This is a genomic window from Candidatus Reidiella endopervernicosa, assembly GCF_013343005.1.
In the GTDB taxonomy this organism is placed as follows: Bacteria; Pseudomonadota; Gammaproteobacteria.
This window is the reverse complement of sequence record NZ_CP054491.1, coordinates 3,066,810-3,087,596: the sequence shown is the minus strand read 5'-3', so window position 1 is coordinate 3,087,596 and position 20,787 is coordinate 3,066,810. Positions and strand designations below refer to the sequence as shown.

The 20,787-nt window shown below is 51.8% G+C and carries 21 protein-coding genes, 1 tRNA gene and 1 pseudogene; 12 read left to right on the top strand and 11 right to left on the bottom strand.

What is annotated here, in order from left to right; genetic code table 11:
• The first annotated feature begins 105 nt into the window (after positions 1-105).
• The 3 genes from HUE57_RS16720 (at position 106) to HUE57_RS16710 (ending at position 2,777) form a co-directional block, all read left to right on the top strand.
• Positions 106-594 (top strand): hypothetical protein, encoded by a 489-nt coding sequence (locus HUE57_RS16720; protein ID WP_135622276.1) that lies wholly within the window; start codon positions 106-108, stop codon positions 592-594.
• 50 nt (positions 595-644) lie between these two features.
• Positions 645-1,628, top strand: a complete 984-nt coding sequence (locus HUE57_RS16715; protein ID WP_174673555.1) for a substrate-binding domain-containing protein — start codon at positions 645-647, stop codon at positions 1,626-1,628.
• A 282-nt stretch (positions 1,629-1,910) separates the two neighbouring features.
• Positions 1,911-2,777: a CHASE2 domain-containing protein gene (locus tag HUE57_RS16710; RefSeq protein ID WP_174673554.1), complete on the top strand. Its 867-nt coding sequence runs from the start codon at positions 1,911-1,913 to the stop codon at positions 2,775-2,777.
• A gap of 55 nt (positions 2,778-2,832) precedes the next feature.
• Here HUE57_RS16710 and HUE57_RS16705 read toward each other — a convergent pair whose 3' ends face one another.
• Entirely contained in the window at positions 2,833-2,976 is a 144-nt protein-coding gene (locus HUE57_RS16705; protein ID WP_174672542.1) for a hypothetical protein, read from the bottom strand.
• 97 nt (positions 2,977-3,073) lie between these two features.
• Here HUE57_RS16705 and HUE57_RS19800 point away from each other — a divergent pair.
• Both HUE57_RS19800 and HUE57_RS19795 read left to right on the top strand, forming a co-directional pair.
• Positions 3,074-3,310 (top strand): annotated as a pseudogene (locus tag HUE57_RS19800) (CHASE2 domain-containing protein); the annotation flags it as partial.
• Between the two features lie 66 nt (positions 3,311-3,376).
• Positions 3,377-4,177: an adenylate/guanylate cyclase domain-containing protein gene (locus HUE57_RS19795; protein WP_320416300.1), complete on the top strand. Its 801-nt coding sequence runs from the start codon at positions 3,377-3,379 to the stop codon at positions 4,175-4,177.
• 346 nt (positions 4,178-4,523) lie between these two features.
• Here the strand turns inward: HUE57_RS19795 and HUE57_RS16690 are convergent, their stop codons facing one another.
• The 9 genes from HUE57_RS16690 to ispB form a co-directional block, all read right to left on the bottom strand.
• Positions 4,524-5,303 (bottom strand): EAL domain-containing protein, encoded by a 780-nt coding sequence (locus HUE57_RS16690; RefSeq protein ID WP_078482865.1) that lies wholly within the window; start codon positions 5,301-5,303, stop codon positions 4,524-4,526.
• 43 nt (positions 5,304-5,346) lie between these two features.
• A complete protein-coding gene (locus tag HUE57_RS16685) occupies positions 5,347-5,907 on the bottom strand; it encodes a hypothetical protein (RefSeq protein WP_078482864.1) in 561 nt (186 codons plus the stop codon).
• Positions 5,908-5,935: 28 nt separating this feature from the next.
• Positions 5,936-6,496, bottom strand: coding sequence for a hypothetical protein (locus tag HUE57_RS16680; protein ID WP_078482863.1), 561 nt, complete (start codon positions 6,494-6,496; stop codon positions 5,936-5,938).
• A 117-nt stretch (positions 6,497-6,613) separates the two neighbouring features.
• Positions 6,614-7,204 carry a hypothetical protein gene (locus HUE57_RS16675; protein ID WP_078482862.1) on the bottom strand — a complete coding sequence of 197 codons (591 nt, stop codon included), beginning with the start codon at positions 7,202-7,204 and terminating at the stop codon, positions 6,614-6,616.
• Positions 7,201-7,989: a FecR family protein gene (locus HUE57_RS16670; protein ID WP_135622022.1), complete on the bottom strand. Its 789-nt coding sequence runs from the start codon at positions 7,987-7,989 to the stop codon at positions 7,201-7,203. Before HUE57_RS16670 ends, HUE57_RS16675 begins: the two co-directional genes overlap by 4 nt.
• 25 nt (positions 7,990-8,014) lie before the next feature.
• Positions 8,015-9,295, bottom strand: a complete 1,281-nt coding sequence (locus tag HUE57_RS16665) for a surface lipoprotein assembly modifier (protein ID WP_174673552.1) — start codon at positions 9,293-9,295, stop codon at positions 8,015-8,017.
• 176 nt (positions 9,296-9,471) lie between these two features.
• Positions 9,472-10,488, bottom strand: a complete 1,017-nt coding sequence (locus HUE57_RS16660) for a cyclic nucleotide-binding domain-containing protein (RefSeq protein ID WP_078482860.1) — start codon at positions 10,486-10,488, stop codon at positions 9,472-9,474.
• A 184-nt stretch (positions 10,489-10,672) separates the two neighbouring features.
• Positions 10,673-10,749: transfer RNA gene (locus HUE57_RS16655), tRNA-Pro, on the bottom strand.
• A 3-nt stretch (positions 10,750-10,752) separates the two neighbouring features.
• Complete coding sequence (gene ispB / locus HUE57_RS16650; RefSeq protein WP_078482859.1) at positions 10,753-11,724, bottom strand: octaprenyl diphosphate synthase; 972 nt, start codon at positions 11,722-11,724, stop codon at positions 10,753-10,755.
• Positions 11,725-11,916: 192 nt separating this feature from the next.
• Here ispB and rplU point away from each other — a divergent pair, with 192 nt between their 5' ends.
• The 4 genes from rplU (at position 11,917) to proB (ending at position 14,834) form a co-directional block, all read left to right on the top strand.
• Entirely contained in the window at positions 11,917-12,228 is a 312-nt protein-coding gene (rplU, locus tag HUE57_RS16645) for a 50S ribosomal protein L21 (protein WP_078482858.1), read from the top strand.
• Positions 12,229-12,254: 26 nt separating this feature from the next.
• Positions 12,255-12,512 carry a 50S ribosomal protein L27 gene (gene rpmA, locus HUE57_RS16640; RefSeq protein ID WP_078482857.1) on the top strand — a complete coding sequence of 86 codons (258 nt, stop codon included), beginning with the start codon at positions 12,255-12,257 and terminating at the stop codon, positions 12,510-12,512.
• A 78-nt stretch (positions 12,513-12,590) separates the two neighbouring features.
• Positions 12,591-13,676, top strand: coding sequence for an Obg family GTPase CgtA (gene cgtA / locus HUE57_RS16635; RefSeq protein WP_078482856.1), 1,086 nt, complete (start codon positions 12,591-12,593; stop codon positions 13,674-13,676).
• 33 nt (positions 13,677-13,709) lie between these two features.
• Positions 13,710-14,834 (top strand): glutamate 5-kinase, encoded by a 1,125-nt coding sequence (gene proB / locus HUE57_RS16630; RefSeq protein ID WP_078482855.1) that lies wholly within the window; start codon positions 13,710-13,712, stop codon positions 14,832-14,834.
• Between the two features lie 70 nt (positions 14,835-14,904).
• Here the strand turns inward: proB and rpsT are convergent, their stop codons facing one another.
• Positions 14,905-15,165 (bottom strand): 30S ribosomal protein S20, encoded by a 261-nt coding sequence (rpsT, locus tag HUE57_RS16625; RefSeq protein WP_078482854.1) that lies wholly within the window; start codon positions 15,163-15,165, stop codon positions 14,905-14,907.
• A gap of 164 nt (positions 15,166-15,329) precedes the next feature.
• Here rpsT and murJ point away from each other — a divergent pair, with 164 nt between their 5' ends.
• The 3 genes from murJ to ileS all read left to right on the top strand — a co-directional run bounded on the left by murJ (position 15,330) and on the right by ileS (position 20,773).
• The gene (gene murJ / locus HUE57_RS16620; protein ID WP_078482853.1) at positions 15,330-16,883 is read left to right on the top strand and encodes a murein biosynthesis integral membrane protein MurJ; all 1,554 of its coding nucleotides are present in this window, start codon (positions 15,330-15,332) and stop codon (positions 16,881-16,883) included.
• A 57-nt stretch (positions 16,884-16,940) separates the two neighbouring features.
• Positions 16,941-17,873: a bifunctional riboflavin kinase/FAD synthetase gene (gene ribF / locus HUE57_RS16615; RefSeq protein ID WP_078482852.1), complete on the top strand. Its 933-nt coding sequence runs from the start codon at positions 16,941-16,943 to the stop codon at positions 17,871-17,873.
• 62 nt (positions 17,874-17,935) lie between these two features.
• Complete coding sequence (gene ileS / locus HUE57_RS16610; RefSeq protein ID WP_078482851.1) at positions 17,936-20,773, top strand: isoleucine--tRNA ligase; 2,838 nt, start codon at positions 17,936-17,938, stop codon at positions 20,771-20,773.
• The last annotated feature ends 14 nt before the right edge of the window (positions 20,774-20,787 follow it).

Genomic DNA, 20,787 nt, shown 5'->3' with positions numbered 1-20,787 from the left:
ATAATAGTAACAGAAGGTGTTGTTGGGCAAAGTGGCAGAGGTGAGTGTGGTGAGCAGTGGCAGGTAATGACCATGCATAACGTATTCAGGGAGGAGAGTTAAATCGTGTTACCGAAAATGCTGGGACAGCGATGGTTCTTTTATGGTGCCTCCGCAATGTTGGTATTGATGGTTCTTGGCTATCATTCTCATGGCGGTATTGGTGAGTTCAGTGTTAATAATCGATGTGACCTGAGGGCAGCACCGTGTAAGGCTGTTGCGGCGAATGGTGAGATCATTGAGCTAGCGATTCTACCTCTGGGAATTCCCCAGCTTAAGCCGTTGGAGATCACAGTTAACCTGATGGGATTTAGTGCAGACTCCGTCGCGGTAGTCTTTACCGGTGTTGACGTTGATATGGGTACGATACAGTACCCGTTGGTATCGGTAGATGGGTTGAGCTTTAGCGGTGGGGCGTCGCTATCGGTCTGCAGTAAGCAGAAGATGCGATGGCGCGTTACGGTGGTGATCGAATCGAATGGAGAGGTATATGCCATACCTTTTGAGTTCGATACGGTCTACCGGCCTGAGTTCCATATATTAGAGGGTACCTAATTAGGTGCCGGTTTTATGCCCTTAATGAATCAGGAGTGCGGAGTATGAGATTGGAATGGCGCACCAATATAGTGCTGTTTGTAATGGTGCTGTTTTCACTGGCGAGCTCAGCAGTCGTTGCCAAAGCGGGTTCGCGGGAATTTAGTGATCATTTGCATGTTGAAAAGATGCCGGTGGGGTGGGAGCAGCAGCCGATACAGTATAAAAAGATGCCGAAGGATATCGATCTGGCCATCACGCTAGACCAACATCTCTACCCAGCATTAACGCCGCTGATTGAGCGTTATGCAAAAAGCCATGCTCTGCGCATTGCTGTTGCGGATGGCACCTGTGGTATCTCGGCGGGTTCGCTTCTCGACAAGAGGGTCGATATAGGTGGGTTCTGCTGTCCTGCCGGTGAGATAGATCGCCTACCAGGGCTTACTTATCACACGCTTGGAATAGCGGCGGTTGCGTTGATTGTGCATACAGACAATCCGGTGGCAGATGTCACGCTCAAACAAGCACGTGATATCTACAGTGGTAGTATTGGCTCGTGGAGCAATATCAAGCCGTCGTTTAATCAGCCGATCAAGACGATAGCCAGATTGCACTGTAAAAACCGCCCGGGACACTGGAGGCTGATTCTGGATAATGAGGATATGTTCAGTCCTGTGACGCGCGAGATCAGCACCATCGCAGATATGGTTGAAATCACCAGTAGGCAGATAAATGCTCTGGGATATGAGTCGTTATGGATGGCCTCGCTCTATGGTGGCAAGCGGGGGGTTAAGGCGTTGATGATTGATGGCGTAAAACCGAGTGATGATGCCGCTCTAATTGGGCATCGTTATCCCTTTTATCGTAGCTATAACATCACCACCTGGAGTGCGAAACATCTCCGCTCAGCGCATGCTGAGAAACTGGTTGATTATATCTATCAGAACTTTGATCAGGTCGATGCAAAGTATGGGATTGTCGCTGCGGATAGATTGCGGGATGCAGGTTGGCAGTTCTCGGGTGATGAGCTGATAGGATCACCAGTTGGTAGGTAGTGCGCGATGTCATGCTCAATCTCGTCCCCTTGTGGTTAGCCTGTGTGCAGTTTGGCGATTGGCGAGGTTATGCAGGGTGGTTGTGTCTCGGTGCATAGGTGTGGTGGTGTAACTGTGTAGCATTATCAAGAAGCTGCGTTATCAAAAACTTTTTCAGAAGCTATGTAGTGAAATCAAAGGCGGATTCAATTCTTCTCGGGATTTCGATTTGCAAGGAAATTCGATGTTTATGGCTGATCGGCGCCTGATTTTTCTCTGCGCACTCAGCGGCTCTTCACTATTATGAAAAACAATCGCTACTTAATCCCCATTCTCCTTAGCCTAATGCTGACGCTCTCTATGGCAGTCAGCACCGTTTATCGGGCACCCTATATAACACCGCTTTTAGAGCGGTTAGAACTCATGATTTATGACATTCGTCTCTCATCGATGCTGCAGAGCTCTGAGCCAGCTCTGCCAGTAGTTATTGTTGATATCAGTGAAGAGAGCCTCGCATCAATAGGGCAGTGGCCGTGGCCGAGAGATGTGATAGCTAAGATAGTAGATCGCTGCTTCGAGTTGGGAGCCGCTGTTGTAGCTTTTGATGTGGTTTTTGCTGAAGCTGAGCGAAATAGTGCGACTGTTGTCATCGATAAGCTCAACAAAAGTCATCTCGATGATCCGCAGACCCGAGATAGGCTCCTAGAGCGGATAGATCTTTTCGATAATAACCGTGTGCTTGCCGAAGCGCTGTCTCACGGTGAAGTTGTTCTTGGTTATGCATTTAATAACGATGAAAGTAACCATAATGGAGTTCTTCCATCGCCCATAGTAACAGATCTGTCTGTTGAGCGTATGAGCGCTTTGATGTCACCGAGAGGATATTCGGCAAACATAGGATTACTACAGGCTGCATCGTCAGGAGGCGGGTTCTTTTCACTCGGTCTTACGCCGGATTCGGACGGCATTATTCGACGGGCACCACTTGTCTCGATCTTCAAAAAACAACTCTATCCATCACTGGCGCTCGAATCAGTTCGCCGTTTCATGCTTGATGAGTATCAAATAAATTCATCAGAGATTGGTGAGTCTCTGTCAGTGGATAGTATTGAAATTGGCGGTATTCGAATACCTGCTGATAGTAAGGGGCGCATGATTATTCCTCGCTGACCGCCATGGAGAGCGAAGTGAGGGCGGTTAGTCCCCGATAGTCGACGCCGTCTGCCTATTCGTAGTTGAGAGCGTGAGCGAACGACGGAGAAGATGCAGCAGCGGCTTTATGTCGGCGTAGAGTCACTGAGGGAGTTGTGTAGAGCCGCGAAGAGGTGATTACGCAACGTACGCAGGACGGTCGGGGCGCCGTAGGCATAAACGGTCGCGTTAAGTATTTGCCGCTTGCTTGGGCTTGATGCCCAAAACATGCTTCCGCAAAATAGCGACTCCCGAACCATGGTCGAACAAATACGTTTCCCTATCTGTCAGCTCACCATCTACTTGAGGGCTCATTCTCAAGTGCAGATTTAGAAGAGGCCGTAGTTCTTATTGGGGCGTCGGCGCAGGGCATACTTGATCTTAGGAATTCGCCCCTTGAAGCGAACATGCCAGGTGTTGAGATTCACGCAAATATGATTTCCGGAATACTCAATGACAATCTCTATAGTGAACCGCCCTGGGTCAACGCGGTAAATTTGGTTGTACTTGTTGTGACGGGGCTGTTTCTCACACTTACTTTACCGTTCTTTGCTGCTGGAAAGCAGATCGTTACGGCAATGGTTGTGTTGGTATTGCTGATATTTTCAAACTTCTGGTTATGGTCCGCGGAGCATTTGGTGCTTAATCTTGCGCCGCAGATCCTTTTGGTTCTGATGTTGGCTGTATTTAACGGTTTTAATAGTCATTTTAAAAGTGTCAGGCGTGAGAGGAGAATTAAGGGGATATTCAGTCAATATATTCCACCGCAACTTGTTCATGAGATGAGTGAGGGAGGAGATGACGGCTTTTCATTGGATGGTAAGACGAAAGAGCTGTCAGTGCTTTTTGCAGATATCCGTGGCTTTACAACCATTTCAGAGAGTTTACATGCACACGATTTGCGAACATTCCTGAATCACTTCTTTACGCCCATGACGCGTATTATTTTCGACAATCGTGGAACTATCGATAAGTATGTCGGCGATATGATTATGGCATTTTGGGGTGCGCCAATTGATGATAAAGAACATGCCAGAAACTCGGTGTTGGCTGCCTATGGAATGATCTCTGAGGCAAAGATCATGGCAGATCAAAACGAAAAAGATGGACTGCCTCGCTTCGATATTGGCGTTGGAATAAATACAGGAGCCATGAGTGTTGGTGATATGGGGTCTGAGTATCGTCGTGCCTATACTGTGTTGGGTGATTCGGTAAACCTCGCTTCGCGTCTGGAAGGTTTGACCAAATACTATGGTGTGGACATTATTGTTGGAGAGCGTACAGCTGAATTAACCAAGGATAATTTTATATATCGCTCGCTCGATATCGTTAAGGCGAAGGGTAAAGAGAATGCAATAGAGATCTATGTGCCAGAGTGATCAGGTTAACAGTCAGATTAAGAATGAGCTGGGGATATATGAGCTTGCACTGGAAAACTATAGGTCAGGCTCATGGGATGTGGCGCGCTTCTACTTCTGGGGCTTGGTACAGGCGTATCCGGAAAGAAAGCTCTATAGCCTCTATTTTGATCGATGTACCGAGCTTCTTTTAACAAACCCTGGTTGTTGGTCTCCGGAGTTTGTGCATACCTCAAAGTAGGGTGTCTATTCCGTTGAAGTGATTATTTCTATGCAGAGTAATGGTTATACAAAATAGTGTCTTGTGCGTGATTTGATCTATAAATAGCGCTGGTTTCTAGTCATGGTTTCCGCAAGCAGTACCGGCTTAGATGCCAAATGCGATCTTGGTTTCCATTATCATCACAAGTAGGGCGGTGATGTCTGTTGCTGACAGTGGGGCTTTGAAGCGATTGCCCTGAGAGAGGTGGCAATCAATTTGACGTGCTAGCTCATGTTCGCTGTCATTCTCAACGCCTACCGCAGCAATTTTTATCCCTGATTTTTTCCAATTCCTGATCTGTGTTGATACGGCCTTGACGCCGCTCTCGTCGATGAGTTTGTGTAGTGTTGTGTAGCAGACTTTAGAGAGTTTGATGGGCGTATTACGGGCCGTTATTAACGCGCTGGCATCAAGTGGCGCGCCATCGGTGATAATGCAGGCACCTGACTCTCTTATTTTGCGCATTGTTTTGGTGGTAAGTGTCGTGTCCATCTCTAGTATTCGCCAGGGACACTCAAATGAGAGTTTGTTGCTTGGATAGGCTGTGTTGGTTAGTGCGTTGTTTATGATCGATGTTAGTGCGTCAGTCTGTATCCATGATGAGAGGTTGATCGATATAAACTCCAGTCCATATTGTTTGTCGGTCCAATCTGTTGCTTGGGCGAGTGTATGGTTCAGAACCCAGTTATCCAGTGCTAGGCTTAGCTCAGAATCCTTTTCAATAACGTGGATAAACTCGCCAGCCTGGAGTTGATGTCCGTCCGGATGGTTCCACCTGACAAATGCTTCAAGACCGGTCACCTCTTCTGTGACAGGATTGAATTTTGGCTGGTAGTACATCTCTAGTTCATCGTTGTTGATCGCGTTAAAGATGGCTCTCTTCATGGTGGGTGGTCTATTTCGGTGTCTGTGGTGAATTGAATGGCTCTTACCAGAATGGCGTTAGAGGGTTTGATATCTGGTTTACATTGTATCGCATGTGATTCACCGCATTATTGACTGTGTTGAAATGTTGTGACATTTCGGCTGTGTCGATATGGATGTTGGCCACGTCGTTATTCATGCCACTAAAACTAACATTAATGTCGTGCACCGATGCGAGCATTGAAGCGACGTCGCTATTCATGTTGGTCATGTGGCTGGAGATCGCAGGAATCCCCTGCACGTTGTAGTTGATGCTCTGTACGGAGGATGTGATCTTTTGCATGTTGTCGGCCATTATGCCGAATTGACCATACATGGTCTCGAGGTGTGAGTTCATACTGCCCATATGCGTGGCCATGATATATACAAGATAAACCAGATAGATAGTAATGATGCCAAGCAGGGCGAGTACGCTCCTAAAGATTAAGGTTGTTTTGGCCGCAACTTTCACCGCTACCTTGTCGATTGTCTCCATCTCAGCGCGGAGCAAACCCATCGATTCGGTGATGATGCGAACAGTCTGACTGTTTTGGATGCTCTCTTCCTCGGTTCGTTGGTTGCTCATAATGGTGTTCGATCTTCTCGTGTGGCCACTATGGGAAGGGAGTGAAGCTGTTGAAGAACTTCATCGGGCGAGAGATGCTGTTCAGATCAGTTCCAAGTCCCTGTACGGCTGGATCGAGACTGCGGAAGGTATGGGTCATTTGATCGACCTGGGTGGTTATTCCATGCAAACGGTTTTGCATTCCATCCACCTGGCTGTTCATCGTGGTGATTTCACCTCGTAACCCTCTGACGGAACGCCGCATCTCTCCGGTCTGAGTAACGATATTCGGCATGGCGGAGACCGAGTGGTCCATCTGTGTAATAACAGTACGCATAACCTGCATATCGCTAGACATTGAGGTGAATTGGTAGGTCATTGTATTAAGAGCATCAAGCATGATGGTCATTTTTGATGTAAAGGCATACATCATCAATACAAGGACGAGTGTAAAGATGCCGAAACCGATCATTCCGACGCGCAGGATCGTGGTTACGCGCCGGGCGACGCGTAGATTGAGACCACCACGGATTTCCATGGCGGTTTTTAAATCCTGAACTGCTTGACGAATTTCGTTGTGTTGTTCTTCCGTGAGTTGCATGTTGTCCATGTTTAATAGTAATTATTATTTGATGAAGATATTACCACGGTATTTTATTTGCGGTAAGGCCGCTTTTCGTGAGCAGCCATTGTTCATTGTGTTATTTGTTAACGAGTGTGAATTAAATTAAAAACTAATTTCCTCTTCGGCCTCCTGTGAACCACCCGAATCGAATGGTGCGATGTAGTTGTATTGATCGGCAGGCATTTCACCCCTGTGGTAGCTTTGGGCCTCGCCATCGACCATCTCTACGGCAAAAATATCGGTTGTGTCTGTGGTGGTGGTGGGACTGTTTTCTGTGAGCGTAAAGGTGTCTCTCAAGCCTGAAGTGCCGCCATCATCGGTTACCGTTAGTGTGACATCAGTCGTGTTGCCTGAATCAGAGCAGCAATCCTCTGCGAAAAACTGGTAGAAGCCATCAGGCACATCTCCAGTTACTGCGATATTCTCAAAACGAGTATCTTCGCCGTAGTCAATTTCGCCTTCTGAATTGTCCCAATCCAGAATTGCTTCGCTACGACCACTCAGACTTATGCTTTGCTGGTTGTAGCTAACAACCCCAGAGCCGGGCGTGATCAGGTAAAGATCTATGTCGGTATCGGTGTGCCAAACTACCTGAGCCTGTAGGTCGCCTTGAGTGGTTTCTGGTCCTGCTTCCCCGTAAAAATTCATGATAGCCCCTTCCAGAACAACGGGGTTTTGCTCGATGAAATTCACTTCGCCGAGGCCGTTTCGTTAGGAATGGTCGTCTCATCCAGAGCGGTGGTAGAACTGCTACCGTCTGAACCATCACCACTGTCGGTTGGATTGGCGATATCGGTTACTGTCCAAGGACCCCAGCTGTAGGGTGAGTTCTCCTGGTCGCCAGAGAAGCTTACCTTGGTAAATTCGGTAAATGCGCCGCTCTTTTTGCCTATTTTCTTGGCTTGATTGCCATGGGCGGCGAGAGTTCCATCTGCACCGAGTACTAACACCTGACCCGCCTGCAACAACACGGGTTCGCCATCTGTATTCTCGACCATGATGGCACCGTCGAGTACCTCCATGAAGAGTTGTCCGTCGACAATGCTGACAATGAAATCTGTGCCGCGAATACCAATTGTGCCTACCGGTGTGCGGAATTCGACCGCCTGTGGGTTTGCTTTTCCGATGGCGCCACTGAGTGCACGTAAACCTCCTTCGGTAAGCTCCACAACGACTTTTGAGTCTTTGGGATCATTTTTGTTGTACTGGTACTCACTGATGCTGACCTTGCTATTGGCTTTGACAAACATGGAGCTGTTATCGCGAAATTTTAGCATTGAGAAGATTTTTTCGCCGGTAACGATCATGTCCTGGCTAGAGAAGATGTCGCCCTTATGAGCTGGGTCTTCGTTGATGCGTACATCATTTCGCTGTCTTGCAATGTAGCCCGCATCATCTGTGCTAGCCGCGTATACGACGGTGGTATTGGCTATTGTGGCGAGTGTGATGATTAGAGTTTTGAATAGTGAGTTAGTCATGTGAACCTTCCTTGCTGTTCATCGATTAAAACGAGCGGCTTACGCGAATACCGAGCTGTTTACGACGGTATTCATAGAGCTCAATGTTCGAAATATTATTGGTGAATGCATAGCTGCCATCAATGGTCCAACCACTGAGCGAACTACTCTTGGAGAAGCTATGGCTTGCACCGATAATGGCGCGCTGCTTCTTCTCATCGCGTACTACGCCAAAGGCGCCATCCAGCTCATCGTAGTCAGATTTTTCAAACTGTAGGCGGGTGTAGAGATTGGATCTCTTTGAAGGTTGATAGCTGGCGCCCAGCATGAGCTGCGAACCTTTATAGGCGTAACGCCCCTCTTCGGTCTCCTGATCAAAGAATTCTACGCGCCCCTCGACGGCCATCCGTTCGCGTCGTAGTGTCTTGCGCAGTGAGAGTCCTCCAATGTAACGGTAACCATCGCGCGCATCGTTTGCATCTTGCAGATAATCAGATTTCTGCAGTTTGATATCTGCGGTCAGCTCGGCACTCTGTTCGTAAAAGATCCAGGAGATCTTTGGGGTTACGCCGTAGGTGTTGAGATAGGCCTCATTATCCTCACCCAGGCGCATATGATCAGCGCTAAAGTTTATGCCCGCACGGTACTTTCTCGCAGCGACTAGGGTAGGCCCCGTGCTGAATGAGAGTAGATCAAGATCGCGGTCATTTTCAGCGTTGTAATCCATCCGGTAGACGTTGGCTTTCGAGTACCAGACGAGACTGACCTCTGAGTCAGCAATGCTGATTGGGCTTTGTGCCAGATAGCGATGGGAGATGCCCGTCGAGAGATTGTAACCATAGTCTACACGCGCAACGGCGCTGGGGATCAGGACAATAGAGCCGCCCCCGGTGGGAATAGTGTCGTCATCGGGGCCTGCATTCACATTTGTGTCGTATAAAAAACCGAGCGTTATAAAGGGTGACCATCGGTTCTCCTGTGCGTTGGCTTGCAGTACATCAAGAAAAGCCCTGATTTTTGGCCGCACGTTTGCGGGTGTGTTTGGGTTGTTCAGGACAGTCATGGCCTGGTTGCGACCTTCTGCGAAGTTAAGCGCCTGATAGTAGGCAACCGCCAGTTCTAGTCGGGCACGATGCAGTGAGGGGTGCTCGGATAATATGGACTTGAAAAGCTCAATTGCATTCTCAAGCGAACCGTTATTTCGCTCTTCAATGGCCTGAAGAAATTGCACCTGTGGATCGTCCAGCAAATCCACGGCGGCAGTACACGCTCCGTTTCCGAGTAAAAAGATTGTCGCTACGGTCAATCCATTGGTCCATCTTTTCACGTACTGTTTCCTCATATTATTTAATGTGAGTTTCTCCGATCGCATATGTAGTTTGGTTTGCATTATTCGCTAACAATTTAGGTGCCGACAATAATATTTCGGTTGATTTCGGCGTCTTGGCATATAAGCGCGCGCTAATGCTATCACTGTTCTGAGGTTTGTTTCTAGTTAGATAATCACACATTTTGTTTCATGAAATTTAGAAGTTCATCGTTGCTAACGATGTGTGTGCCGTCGCAATTGAACTGCATGCGAATAGCATCATGAACCATGCTGATTGAAAAGTTTCTGATGTAAAAATTGGGAAGTGTTCGCAAAGCAGGAATATTAGAAAGAGTTCTCTTGATCTCATCCTTGCTGACCGGTTGCCAATTATTATAATAGTTGTTCATTATCTTTCTATAGTGGCCAGATGTGGATTCGAATGCTCGGTTCTTAGAGAGTGTTTTGTAGAGTTCTCTGATTAATTCGGTCTTTTCCAGGTAATCGATTTTTGGGAAATGCCGTTTTATATAATTCTTGTCAAGTAGCTTGTTGCATGAGTGTATTTGACCACCAAAAGGCTCGAAAACAGACATGATTCGAACCTCTTCGCTGCTGAGAGAGAGAAAGAATTGATAGGGGCAATGGTTGAGAATCAAATCTTCGAGTATAGGGAGTAATTCAGAGAGTGCCTTGTCAGCAATGCTATCGTACCGATCACGTGAGAAAGCCGACTCTCTTAATGACGGGTCTCCCTTAATGCTAACGTGAAGCTTGTTACTGTTGAGGCCTGATTTGGACATTATGTCCTCTGTCAGGATTAGTTCTTCATAACGCGCCGCGAGCATGTCGTTAATCTTTAAAGCAGTTCTATTGCCCGTTTTCATCAGCTCCATGAAGGTGTCCTGATCGAGTTTGAGTAGCTCGCAATCCGAGTCTGCGACTGCGGATGCCGCTCGAAGTCCCTGGTCGAGGACTGCCATCTCGCCAAAGTAGCTGCCTTTCTCGAGTTTGCTGATCTGTTCCTGGCTGGTGAATTTGTTTGTGAGAATTAGGATCTGACCTTCGCAAATGAAATAGACGCCATCAGGTTCGTCTCCTTCTGCAAAGATGATCCGATTGGCCGAGTAGGTGATGGATTCAGCGTGACGACCGATAGTTGTTAGGTCGTCGTGCGTCAGCAGGGTATTGTTTTCGCAAATATCATCCATGATGTGCCTTCGATTACCGATTTATTATAGTTACGGAAAATGTACAGTAAGTTTGCTTTTAATTCATTTGTCTGGGGTATGCCGAACCCGGTGATTGATTGAGAAAGAGGAATGTTTCAATTTAGGGGTGAAGGCAGGAGAATTAAGTGCGGTGGGTAAGGTGGTGTGCTTAGTTAAGTGTTAATGGTCGGGATGAGAGGATTCGAACCTCCGGCCCCTGCCTCCCGAAGACAGTGCTCTACCAGGCTGAGCTACACCCCGAAATTAGTAGGACCGCGTGACAGAGAAGTCAGCCAGTCCACGCATCGCTTCCTTGTATGGAGAGTCGGGAAGAACGGATAGTGCTTCTATCGCAAGATCGGCCTCTTTTCGCGCGGCACGCGAAGTGTACGTGAGGGCATCTGTTGATTCAATTGTGGCCAGGATAGCGTCGAGGTTCTCCAGTCCACCCTTTTCGATCGCTTCCCGAATGGTTTTTGCCTGTTCGGGATTGCCGTGTCGCATGGCATAGATCAGCGGTAGGGTTGGCTTGCCTTCAGCCAGATCATCGCCAACATTTTTTCCCATTTCGTCGGTGGTTGCGGTGTAGTCGAGCACGTCATCGATGAGCTGAAAGGCGGTGCCAAGGTGCATGCCATAGCGGGCAATTGAGGCCTCGCTCTCTTGATCAAAGCCACTGAGAACGGCGCCGAGGCGAGAGGCAGCCTCAAACAGCTTGGCGGTCTTGCAGTGGATGACCTCGAGGTAGCTCTCCTCGGTGGTGTCGGCGTCGTTGATATTGAGTAGCTGCAGCACCTCGCCCTCGGCGATGGTGTTGGTGGTGTTGGCGAGGATCTCCATTATGCGCATATCGCCCACGTCGACCATCATCTCGAAGGCGCGTGAGTAGAGGAAGTCGCCGACCAGTACGCTTGCCTCATTGCCCCAGATGGTGTTGGCGGTTTCCTGACCACGGCGCATCTCGGAGGCATCGACCACATCGTCGTGCAGCAAAGTGGCGGTATGGATGAATTCGATAATGGCGGAGACCAGAATATGGCGCTGATCGTTGTTGTAGCCGCAGGCTCCAGCAGAGAGCAGGGTGATGACCGGGCGCATGCGCTTGCCACCGTTGCTAACGATATAATTTCCCAGCTGATTGATCAGCACGACGTCAGAGGTCAGGCGCTGCTGGATGACAGAATCCACAGCCTGCATGTCGTCGGCAATGAGTGCGCGTATGGCGTTCAGATCCATGCTGATAGTGAGTCTTCTGCTGGTTGTTGGAGTGGCATATAGGCCAGATTGAACGAGTGCATATTCTAACTGCCGCCTGACACATGTCCAGCGCCGTAATCAAAGACCATAATTGAATTGACCTGAACCGGCGCAATCGCTAAAATTGTCCGTCTTTGTTTTAAGACTCTGTGTTGGGTTGGAGATTTAGTGATGCATGCCGTAATCAAGACTGGCGGGAAGCAGTACCGTGTTGCCGAGGGTGACAAGCTGCGCGTTGAGACGCTACCTGTAGAAGAAGGAAGCTCTGTAGAATTCGATCAGGTGCTGATGATCAGCGATGGTGACGATATTAAGATCGGTACCCCCGTTGTTGAGGGTGGCAAGGTCACCGCAACCGTTACTGCGCATGGTCGTGGTAAGAAGATTGAGATCATCAAGTTCCGTCGTCGTAAACACCATCGTAAGCAGATGGGACATCGTCAGAACTACACAGAAGTCGAAATTACCGGTATCTCCGCGTAACCGGCAATTAATAGAGGTATAGAGGCATGGCACATAAAAAGGCAGGCGGTAGTACTCGTAACGGTCGCGATTCAGAGTCGAAACGTCTTGGCGTAAAGCGCTACGGCGGTGAGCAGGTTCTGGCGGGTAACATCCTGATTCGTCAGCGTGGCACCAAGGTTCACCCAGGCACCAACGTTGGTTGTGGTCGAGACCACACCCTGTTCGCTACCGCGACAGGCAAGGTTGTGTTTGAGGTCAAGGGTCCAAAAAATCGTCAGTTTGTAAGCGTAGTCGCCGACTGACGGTAACTGGCTAGGCTCAAGTAAAAAAGCCCCGTCATTGGCGGGGCTTTTTTCGTATTAGGAACTGGAGAAAGCGCGATGAAGTTTGTCGATGAAGCGAATATCAAGGTGATCGCCGGGGACGGTGGTGGCGGTATCGTTAGCTTTCGTCGCGAGAAATACATTCCCAAAGGTGGCCCCGATGGGGGGGATGGCGGCAATGGTGGCAGTGTCTATCTGGTCGCCACCGAGTCGGTCAACACGCTGATCGATTTTCGTCATGTGCGTACCTATACCGCCGAACGTGGTCAGAACGGTATGAGCAAGAGCTGTACCGGAAAGATGGGAGAGGATGTCGAGGTGCCGGTTCCAATCGGCACCATGGTGACCGATCTCGATACCGATGAGGTAATCGGTGATCTGGTTGAGGAGGGGCAGCGCCTGCTGGTCGCCCAGGGCGGTTTCCACGGTCTTGGCAATACTCGTTTCAAGAGTAGTGTGAATCGCACTCCGCGCCAGTCGACCAATGGTTCACCGGGTGAGCGTCGTACCCTCCATTTGGAGATGAAGCTGCTTGCTGATGTCGGCCTGCTCGGCATGCCCAATGCTGGCAAATCGACCTTGATTACTGCGCTCTCCTCAGCGCGTCCCAAGGTCGCAGACTATCCCTTTACGACCCTCTACCCCAATCTTGGTGTGGTGAGTATCGAGGCGCATCGCAGTTTTGTGATGGCCGATATTCCTGGTCTGATTGAGGGGGCAGCAGAGGGTGCGGGGCTCGGCATCCAGTTCCTCAAACATCTTTCGCGCAACCGCCTGCTTTTGCATCTTGTTGATGTGACACCGCTCGATGAGTACAACGACCCGATGGGCGACTTTCATCGCATTACCAAGGAGCTGGCGAAATTCAGTGAGCAGCTGGCTGAGCTGCCGCGTTGGCTGGTATTGAACAAGATTGATACCGTGCCGGCAGAGGAGCGTGAGGCCTACTGTCAGAAGATTATCGATGAGTTAAATTGGCAGGGACCGGTCTTTACCATCTCGGCGGCCAATCGTGACGGCACGGCGGAGTTGAGTTATCGCATCATGGAGCATCTTGAAGCGCTGGCGCGTGAAGCAGAGGAGCAGCAGGGTGCACCGGTTTACGAGAAGCTGGAGGATGAGGACGATCTGAGCGACGAGTAATATTTCTCGGAGCGATAGAGAGTCTGGAGAACGATGAAAGGCAGAGTCGAACTGGGGGCTTCCAAGCGCTGGGTGGTGAAGATCGGCAGTGCGCTGCTGACCGATGAGGGGCGTGGTCTCGACCGTGCCGCCATTGCTGGCTGGGTCGAACAGATTGCCAGATTGCGGCAGGCGGAACGTGAGGTTGTGCTGGTCTCCTCTGGTTCGGTTGCCGAGGGGATGAGTCGGCTCGGTCTGAGTGAGCGTCCTCGCGCCGTGCATGAACTTCAAGCGGCTGCTGCCGTCGGACAGATGGGCCTGGTACAGACCTATGAGTCGGAGTTCCAGCGCCATGGCCTGCATACCGCGCAGGTGTTGCTCACTCATGATGACCTTTCTGATCGTAATCGCTATCTCAATGCGCGCAGCACTATCCGCACACTGCTCGGGCTGGGAGTGATCCCGGTCGTGAATGAGAACGATACCGTTGCGGTTGAAGAGATACGTCTCGGCGATAACGATACTCTCGGTGCATTGGTTGCCAATCTGGTCGAAGCCGATCTGCTGGTGATTCTGACCGATCAGCAGGGGCTGTTCGATAGCGATCCACGTCGCAACCCTGATGCCGCCCTGATAGAGGAGGGCGCTGCAGGCGATGCTGCGCTTGAGGCGATGGCTGGAGATAGTGGCGGCTCGCTCGGTCGTGGTGGAATGCAGACCAAGGTGCTGGCGGCTGCCCGTGCAGCTCGTTCCGGCGCTGCGACAGTGATCGTCTCGGGGCGTGAGGAGCGAGTGTTGTTGCGTGTTGCGGCCGGTGAGTCGGTTGGTACGCTGCTCCATCCTGCGCAGGAGTTGATGGCGGCGCGTAAACAGTGGTTGGCTGGGCAGCTGCAGGTTCGCGGCCGAGTGGTCCTTGATACGGGAGCAGTCAGGGTGCTGCGTGAGCAGGGTCGAAGTCTGTTACCGGTTGGTATTACCGCCGTCGAAGGTCGCTTTATGCGCGGTGAGTTGGTCGAGTGTGTTGATAATGAGGGTGTCGGTGTCGCTCGAGGTTTGGCCAACTATAGTGCCGAAGAGGTTAACCGGATTAAGCGAGAACCGAGTGATCGGATAGAGCAGATTCTTGGGTATGTCGATGAGCCAGAGTTCATCCATCGCGATAATCTGGTGCTCTCTTGATTGGCGCGTTTATCTGAGCAATAAAAAAGCCGGCTCTAAGCCGGCTTTTTTATTGCTGCAGTCTGCTCAATTACATTGCGCGAACTGCAGTATTGAGGCGGCTCTTATGACGAGCTGCCTTGTTCTTGTGGATCAGACCTTTACCGGCTGAACCATCAATGACAGGAACTGCGGCCTTGTAGGCGGTCTCTGCTGCGCTCTTGTCACCGTTTTCGATCGCGGCGAGTACGCCCTTGATGGCAGTACGCATTCTGGAACGCAGGCCCACATTGTGGTTGCGGCGTTTTACTGCCTGACGTGCGCGCTTTCTGGCTTGTGCTGAGTTGGCCAACTTAACTACTCCTGAAAAAAACTTGGTCAATGGAAATCAAGACGCGGTACTATGCAGTTTTTTTTGGGGCTTGTCAATTCTGCGGGCTCGATTGGTATCACCCTGGAAAGGCGGCATACTGCGCCACCAAACTACGCCGTAAGAGCATCTGGAAGGAATCTTAATTGAGTCTGCTGCGATCAACTGCCACCGTTGGTGTGATGACCCTGCTGTCGCGGGTGCTCGGTTTTGTCCGCGATATGGTCTTCGCTCGCTACTTCGGTGCCGGTGCGGGGACCGATGCCTTCTTCATCGCCTTCAAGATTCCCAACTTCCTACGCCGTCTCTTCGCAGAAGGGGCCTTCTCTCAAGCCTTTGTTCCGGTGCTCTCTGAATATAAAGAGAGTGGCGATCATGAGCGGGTACAGTGGCTGAGTGACCGGGTTGCGGGCACGTTAGGTGGTGTGTTGTTACTGATCACTACCATCGGTGTGATTGCAGCGCCGGTCCTGGTGATGATCTTCGCGCCCGGATTCATCGGTGATGAGCAGAAGTACGATCTGGCCAGCGATATGCTGCGCATCACCTTCCCCTATATCCTTTTTATATCACTGACCGCCTTTGCAGGTGGCATTCTCAACAGCTACGGTCGCTTCGCAATCCCTGCGTTTACACCGGTTCTACTTAACCTTTCACTGATCGCTGCTGCGATCTGGCTTGCCCCGTTGATGGATCGGCCGATCGTAGCGCTCGCCTGGGGTGTCTTCATTGCCGGAGTGGCGCAGCTCTTTTTTCAGCTGCCGTTCCTCAGGCAGCTGCGCCTGTCACCACGTCCGCGCTGGGGATGGCGTGATGAGGGAGTGCAGAAGATCCTTAAGCTGATGTTGCCAGCGATCTTTGGCTCCTCCGTGGCACAGATCAATCTGCTCTTCGATACCCTGATCGCCTCTTTTCTGGTTACTGGCTCTGTCTCCTGGCTCTACTATTCGGATCGGTTGATGGAGTTTCCCCTCGGGGTGTTTGGTATTGCGCTGGCAACGGTGATCCTGCCGAGTCTGTCGCAGAAGCATGCTCGTGAAGAGCCGGAGGCGTTTGGCCGGACCCTCGACTGGGCGCTACGACTGGCATTGTTGATCGGGCTGCCTGCAGCCGTTGGACTCTTTATGTTGGCGGGGCCGATTCTCACCACGCTGTTTCAGTACGACCAATTCCTGGTCAGCGATGTAGAGATGGCGACACTAAGTTTAATGGCCTACGCAATAGGGCTTCCTGGTTTCATTCTGATCAAGGTGTTGGCGCCAGGGTTCTTTGCCAGACAGGATACTCGTACGCCGGTGCGTATCGGAGTGATCGCGATGGCTGCCAATATGGTGCTTAACGTGCTCTTTGTGCTCGCTTTCTACCTGACCGATACACCCGGTGCCCATGCAGGTCTGGCGCTTGCCACGGCCACCTCCGCCTTTATCAATGCGGGGCTGCTATTTCGTGCGCTAAAAAATGAAGGAGTACTGCATATCCAGCCGGGCTGGGGACAATTGCTGATGCAGGTGACCTTTGCCCTGACGCTAATGGTGGGGCTGCTGCTTTTTGTTAATGCTGCACCACAGCAGTGGTTAGCGTGGGGGGGTATTGAACGCATGCTTCAGCTGCTGCTGTTGATCGTGGCAAGTGTGTCTGTCTACTTTGTGGCGCTGGGGCTGGCTGGTGTACGTCCCTCAATACTGCGCAGCAGCACCTAGATGGCTGGCATATAATGGTCGACCGAATTCAATTAACCAGATGAACCCATTCGCTTTATGGAACTGATCAGAGGAATACACAATCTTCGTACACGCCACCGTGGCTGTGTGGCCACCATCGGCAATTTCGATGGTGTCCATCTCGGCCATCAGGCGGTGTTGGGACAGCTCGCCGAGCAGGCCGAGGAGTATGGACTGCCGACGCAGCTGATCACCTTCGACCCACAGCCACAGGAGTTCTTCCGCCCCGATCAGGCCCCCGCGCGCCTGACTCGCCTGCGTGAGAAATTGTTGGCGCTACGCCGTTTCTCGGTTGACCGGGTGCTCTGTACACCGTTTGATCAGCGCCTGGCCAATATGGAGGCGGAGCAGTTCATCGAGCAGATTCTGGTCGAGGGGCTCGGTGTGCGCTATCTGGTGGTGGGTGATGACTTCCGCTTCGGCAAGGGTCGGCGCGGTGATTTTGAAATGCTGAGACTGGCGGGTGAGCGGCACGGATTCCCGGTGGTCAGTATGCACACCTTTAATATCGATGCAGAACGGGTCAGCAGCACCCGCATCCGTGAAGCACTGGGTGTGGGTGATCTGGTCACCGCCGAGAAGCTGCTTGGGCGCCCCTATCGTATGTCGGGGCGTGTCGCGCACGGTGACAAGCTGGGACGCACCATCGGTTTTCCGACCGCCAATATCCATCTGCACCGTAAGGCGACACCTGTCGATGGCGTGTTTGCCGTAGAGGTGTTCGGGGTTGAGGGGGAACCAGTTCATGGTGTCGCCAATGTCGGTACTCGCCCGACGGTGAACGGCACCCGCAGTCTACTCGAGATCCATCTGTTCGATTTCTCCAGCGAGATCTACGGCCACTACATCAACGTAGATTTTCTGCAGCGAATCCGCCCTGAGCAGCGATTTGAGTCGTTCGATGCACTCAAACAGCAGATCGATCGCGATGTCGACTCGGCACGTACCTTTTTCGCCTCCCGCGACTGATCCACACAGCGGCGCGTGGTATATTGCGCCGCTTACCTTATTAGTATTCCCACGGACCTGACATGAGTGACTACAAGCAGACGCTGAACCTTCCTGAGACCGAGTTTCCGATGCGCGGCAACCTTGCCAAGCGCGAACCGGAGATGCTGAAACGTCTGCAGGATATCGATATCTATGCGCGTCTGCGTCAGGTGGGTGATAGGCGTCCAAAATTCATCCTTCACGATGGTCCTCCCTACGCCAATGGCGATATCCATATCGGTCACGCGGTAAACAAGATACTCAAGGACATCATCGTCAAGTCGAAGGGGCTGAGCGGTTTCGATGCGCCCTATATTCCCGGTTGGGATTGTCACGGCCTGCCGATTGAACTGCAGGTAGAGAAGAAGATCGGCAAGGCGGGCGCCAAGGTCGATGCCAAACAGTTTCGTGATGCCTGCCGCGCCTACGCACGCAAGCAGGTTGATGGTCAACGTGAGGATTTCAAACGTCTTGGAGTGATTGGTGATTGGGATAATCCCTACCTGACCATGGACTACAAGACCGAGGCCGATATTATTCGCTCCCTCGCCGGTATTGTGAAAAACGGCCATCTGCACAAGGGCTCCAAGCCGGTCCACTGGTGTGTCGAGTGTGGTTCGGCGCTGGCCGAGGCAGAGGTTGAGTATGAGGATAAGACCTCCCCGGCAATTGATGTCCGTTTTGAACTGCTCGATGATGAGGCGCTCTTCGCCCGCTGTAACAGCACCGGAGAGCCGCACGGCTCAGGTCCGATCTCAGCCGTCATCTGGACCACCACTCCATGGACATTGCCAGCTAACCAGGGCGTGGCGGTCAACCCCGATCTCGAGTACGTCGTGGTGCAGTGTGAGGGTGAGCACGGTACCGAGCGTCTGCTGTTGGCCGAGGCGCTGCTCAAGGATGCGATGGGGCGTTATGAGATCAATGACTACTCCATCGTTGCTACTGCGATGGGCTCCGAGCTCGAGGGTTTGAAGCTGGCTCACCCCTTCTATGAGCGTGAAGTACCGATCATCCTCGGCGACCACGTTACCACCGAGGCGGGTACCGGTGCGGTGCATACCGCACCCGGTCATGGCCAGGACGACTACGTGGTTGGTATGCGTTACAACCTCAAGATCGATAACCCGGTCGGCGGAAACGGTGTCTTTCTGCCGGGCACGCCGCTGTTTGAAGGTCAGTACGTCTTCAAGGCCAACGACAGTGTGCTCGAGGTTCTCAAAACTAACGGCAAGCTGATCCACGTGGAGGCGCTGCGTCACAGCTATCCACACTGCTGGCGCCACAAAACACCGATCATCTTCCGTGCAACCCCCCAGTGGTTTATCAGCATGGATCAGAACGGTCTGCGTGATCAGGCGATGGCGGCGATTCGTCAGACCAACTGGATGCCCGACTGGGGACAGGCGCGTATCGAGGGGATGGTAGAGAAACGGCCCGACTGGTGTGTTTCGCGTCAGCGTACCTGGGGCGTGCCGATCACGCTGTTTGTACATAAGGTGACCGCAGCACTTCACCCGAAGAGTGTTGAGCTGATCGAACAGGTGGCGCAGCGCGTAGAGCAGTCGGGTATCGATGCCTGGTTCGATCTCGATCCGGCCGAGCTGCTCGGTAGCGAGGCGGATGATTACGATATGGTGCGTGACACGCTCGATGTCTGGTTCGATTCGGGTGTCACACATTACAGCGTCGTCGATGCACGCGAAGAGCTGGAGTCACCTGCTGACCTCTACCTGGAGGGTTCCGATCAACACCGCGGTTGGTTCCAGTCGTCGTTGCTTACCTCGGTGGCGATGCGTGGCGAGGCACCCTACCGTTCGGTTCTGACCCACGGTTTCACCGTCGACGCCAAGGGTAAGAAGATGTCGAAGTCGAAGGGCAACGTGGTGGCACCACAGAAGGTGGTCAATAATCTCGGTGCCGATATCCTGCGCCTGTGGGTGGCTGCGACCGACTATCGTAACGAGATGACCGTTTCTGACGAGATCCTCAAGCGCACCGCCGATGGCTATCGTCGTATCCGTAACACCGCACGCTTCCTGCTCGCCAATCTCACCGGCTTTAACCCGGCTGAGAATATGTTGCCACCTGGGCAGATGTTGGCACTCGATCGCTGGGCGGTCGCACGCAGTGAGGCGTTGCAGGCCGAGCTGGTGCAGGCCTACGACGACTACGACTTCCATCATATCTATCAGAAGCTGCACAACTTCTGTTCTGGCGATCTGGGTGGTTTCTATCTCGATATCATCAAGGATCGTCAATACACCACCCAACCCGATAGCGTCGCACGTCGCTCGGCACAGACGGCGATGTACCACATCATTGAGGCAATGGCGCGCTGGCTGTCACCGATCACCACCTTTACCGCCGATGAGGTCTGGCGGTTGATTCCGGGTGAGCATGGTGATTCGGTACTGCTTGAGACCTGGTATGAGTTCCCCGAGATGTGCGCAGATGATGCGATGGGGCTCGACTACTGGTCGGAGGTGATTGAGGTGCGTGACTCGGTCAACAAACAGATTGAACAATTGCGAGTGGCCGGTGGTATCGGCTCAGCGCTTGATGCCGAGGTGATCCTCTACTGTGGTCGTGAGATATACGACCGACTGGTCAGACTTGAGGATGAGCTGCGCTTTGTCTTGATTACCTCTGAGGCAACGGTTAATCAGGTCGTTGAGGAGCCGCCGAGTGATGCGGTCCACACTACGCTGAGTAATGGTGATGAGGTCTGGATCGAAGTGACCCCGAGTGGTGCTGAGAAGTGTGTGCGCTGCTGGCATCATCGTGAGGATGTTGGCGCCGATAGTGAGCATCCCGAGCTGTGTGGTCGTTGTGTAGAGAATGTCGCCGGTGAGGGTGAACAGAGACGTTTTGCCTAATGGCGCGGTGGCTA

Bases quoted from the DNA above. Each gene is read 5' to 3' on its own strand.
- HUE57_RS16710 (WP_174673554.1), top strand. From the start codon at position 1,911: ATGAAAAACAATCGCTACTTAATCCCCATTCTCCTTAGCCTAATGCTG.
- HUE57_RS16705 (WP_174672542.1), bottom strand. From the start codon at position 2,976: ATGCCTACGGCGCCCCGACCGTCCTGCGTACGTTGCGTAATCACCTCT.
- HUE57_RS19795 (WP_320416300.1), top strand. From the start codon at position 3,377: ATGGTTGTGTTGGTATTGCTGATATTTTCAAACTTCTGGTTATGGTCC.
- HUE57_RS16690 (WP_078482865.1), bottom strand. From the start codon at position 5,303: ATGAAGAGAGCCATCTTTAACGCGATCAACAACGATGAACTAGAGATG.
- HUE57_RS16685 (WP_078482864.1), bottom strand. From the start codon at position 5,907: ATGAGCAACCAACGAACCGAGGAAGAGAGCATCCAAAACAGTCAGACT.
- HUE57_RS16680 (WP_078482863.1), bottom strand. From the start codon at position 6,496: ATGGACAACATGCAACTCACGGAAGAACAACACAACGAAATTCGTCAA.
- HUE57_RS16670 (WP_135622022.1), bottom strand. From the start codon at position 7,989: ATGACTAACTCACTATTCAAAACTCTAATCATCACACTCGCCACAATA.
- HUE57_RS16660 (WP_078482860.1), bottom strand. From the start codon at position 10,488: ATGGATGATATTTGCGAAAACAATACCCTGCTGACGCACGACGACCTA.
- ispB (WP_078482859.1), bottom strand. From the start codon at position 11,724: ATGGATCTGAACGCCATACGCGCACTCATTGCCGACGACATGCAGGCT.
- rplU (WP_078482858.1), top strand. From the start codon at position 11,917: ATGCATGCCGTAATCAAGACTGGCGGGAAGCAGTACCGTGTTGCCGAG.
- rpmA (WP_078482857.1), top strand. From the start codon at position 12,255: ATGGCACATAAAAAGGCAGGCGGTAGTACTCGTAACGGTCGCGATTCA.
- cgtA (WP_078482856.1), top strand. From the start codon at position 12,591: ATGAAGTTTGTCGATGAAGCGAATATCAAGGTGATCGCCGGGGACGGT.
- proB (WP_078482855.1), top strand. From the start codon at position 13,710: ATGAAAGGCAGAGTCGAACTGGGGGCTTCCAAGCGCTGGGTGGTGAAG.
- ribF (WP_078482852.1), top strand. From the start codon at position 16,941: ATGGAACTGATCAGAGGAATACACAATCTTCGTACACGCCACCGTGGC.
- ileS (WP_078482851.1), top strand. From the start codon at position 17,936: ATGAGTGACTACAAGCAGACGCTGAACCTTCCTGAGACCGAGTTTCCG.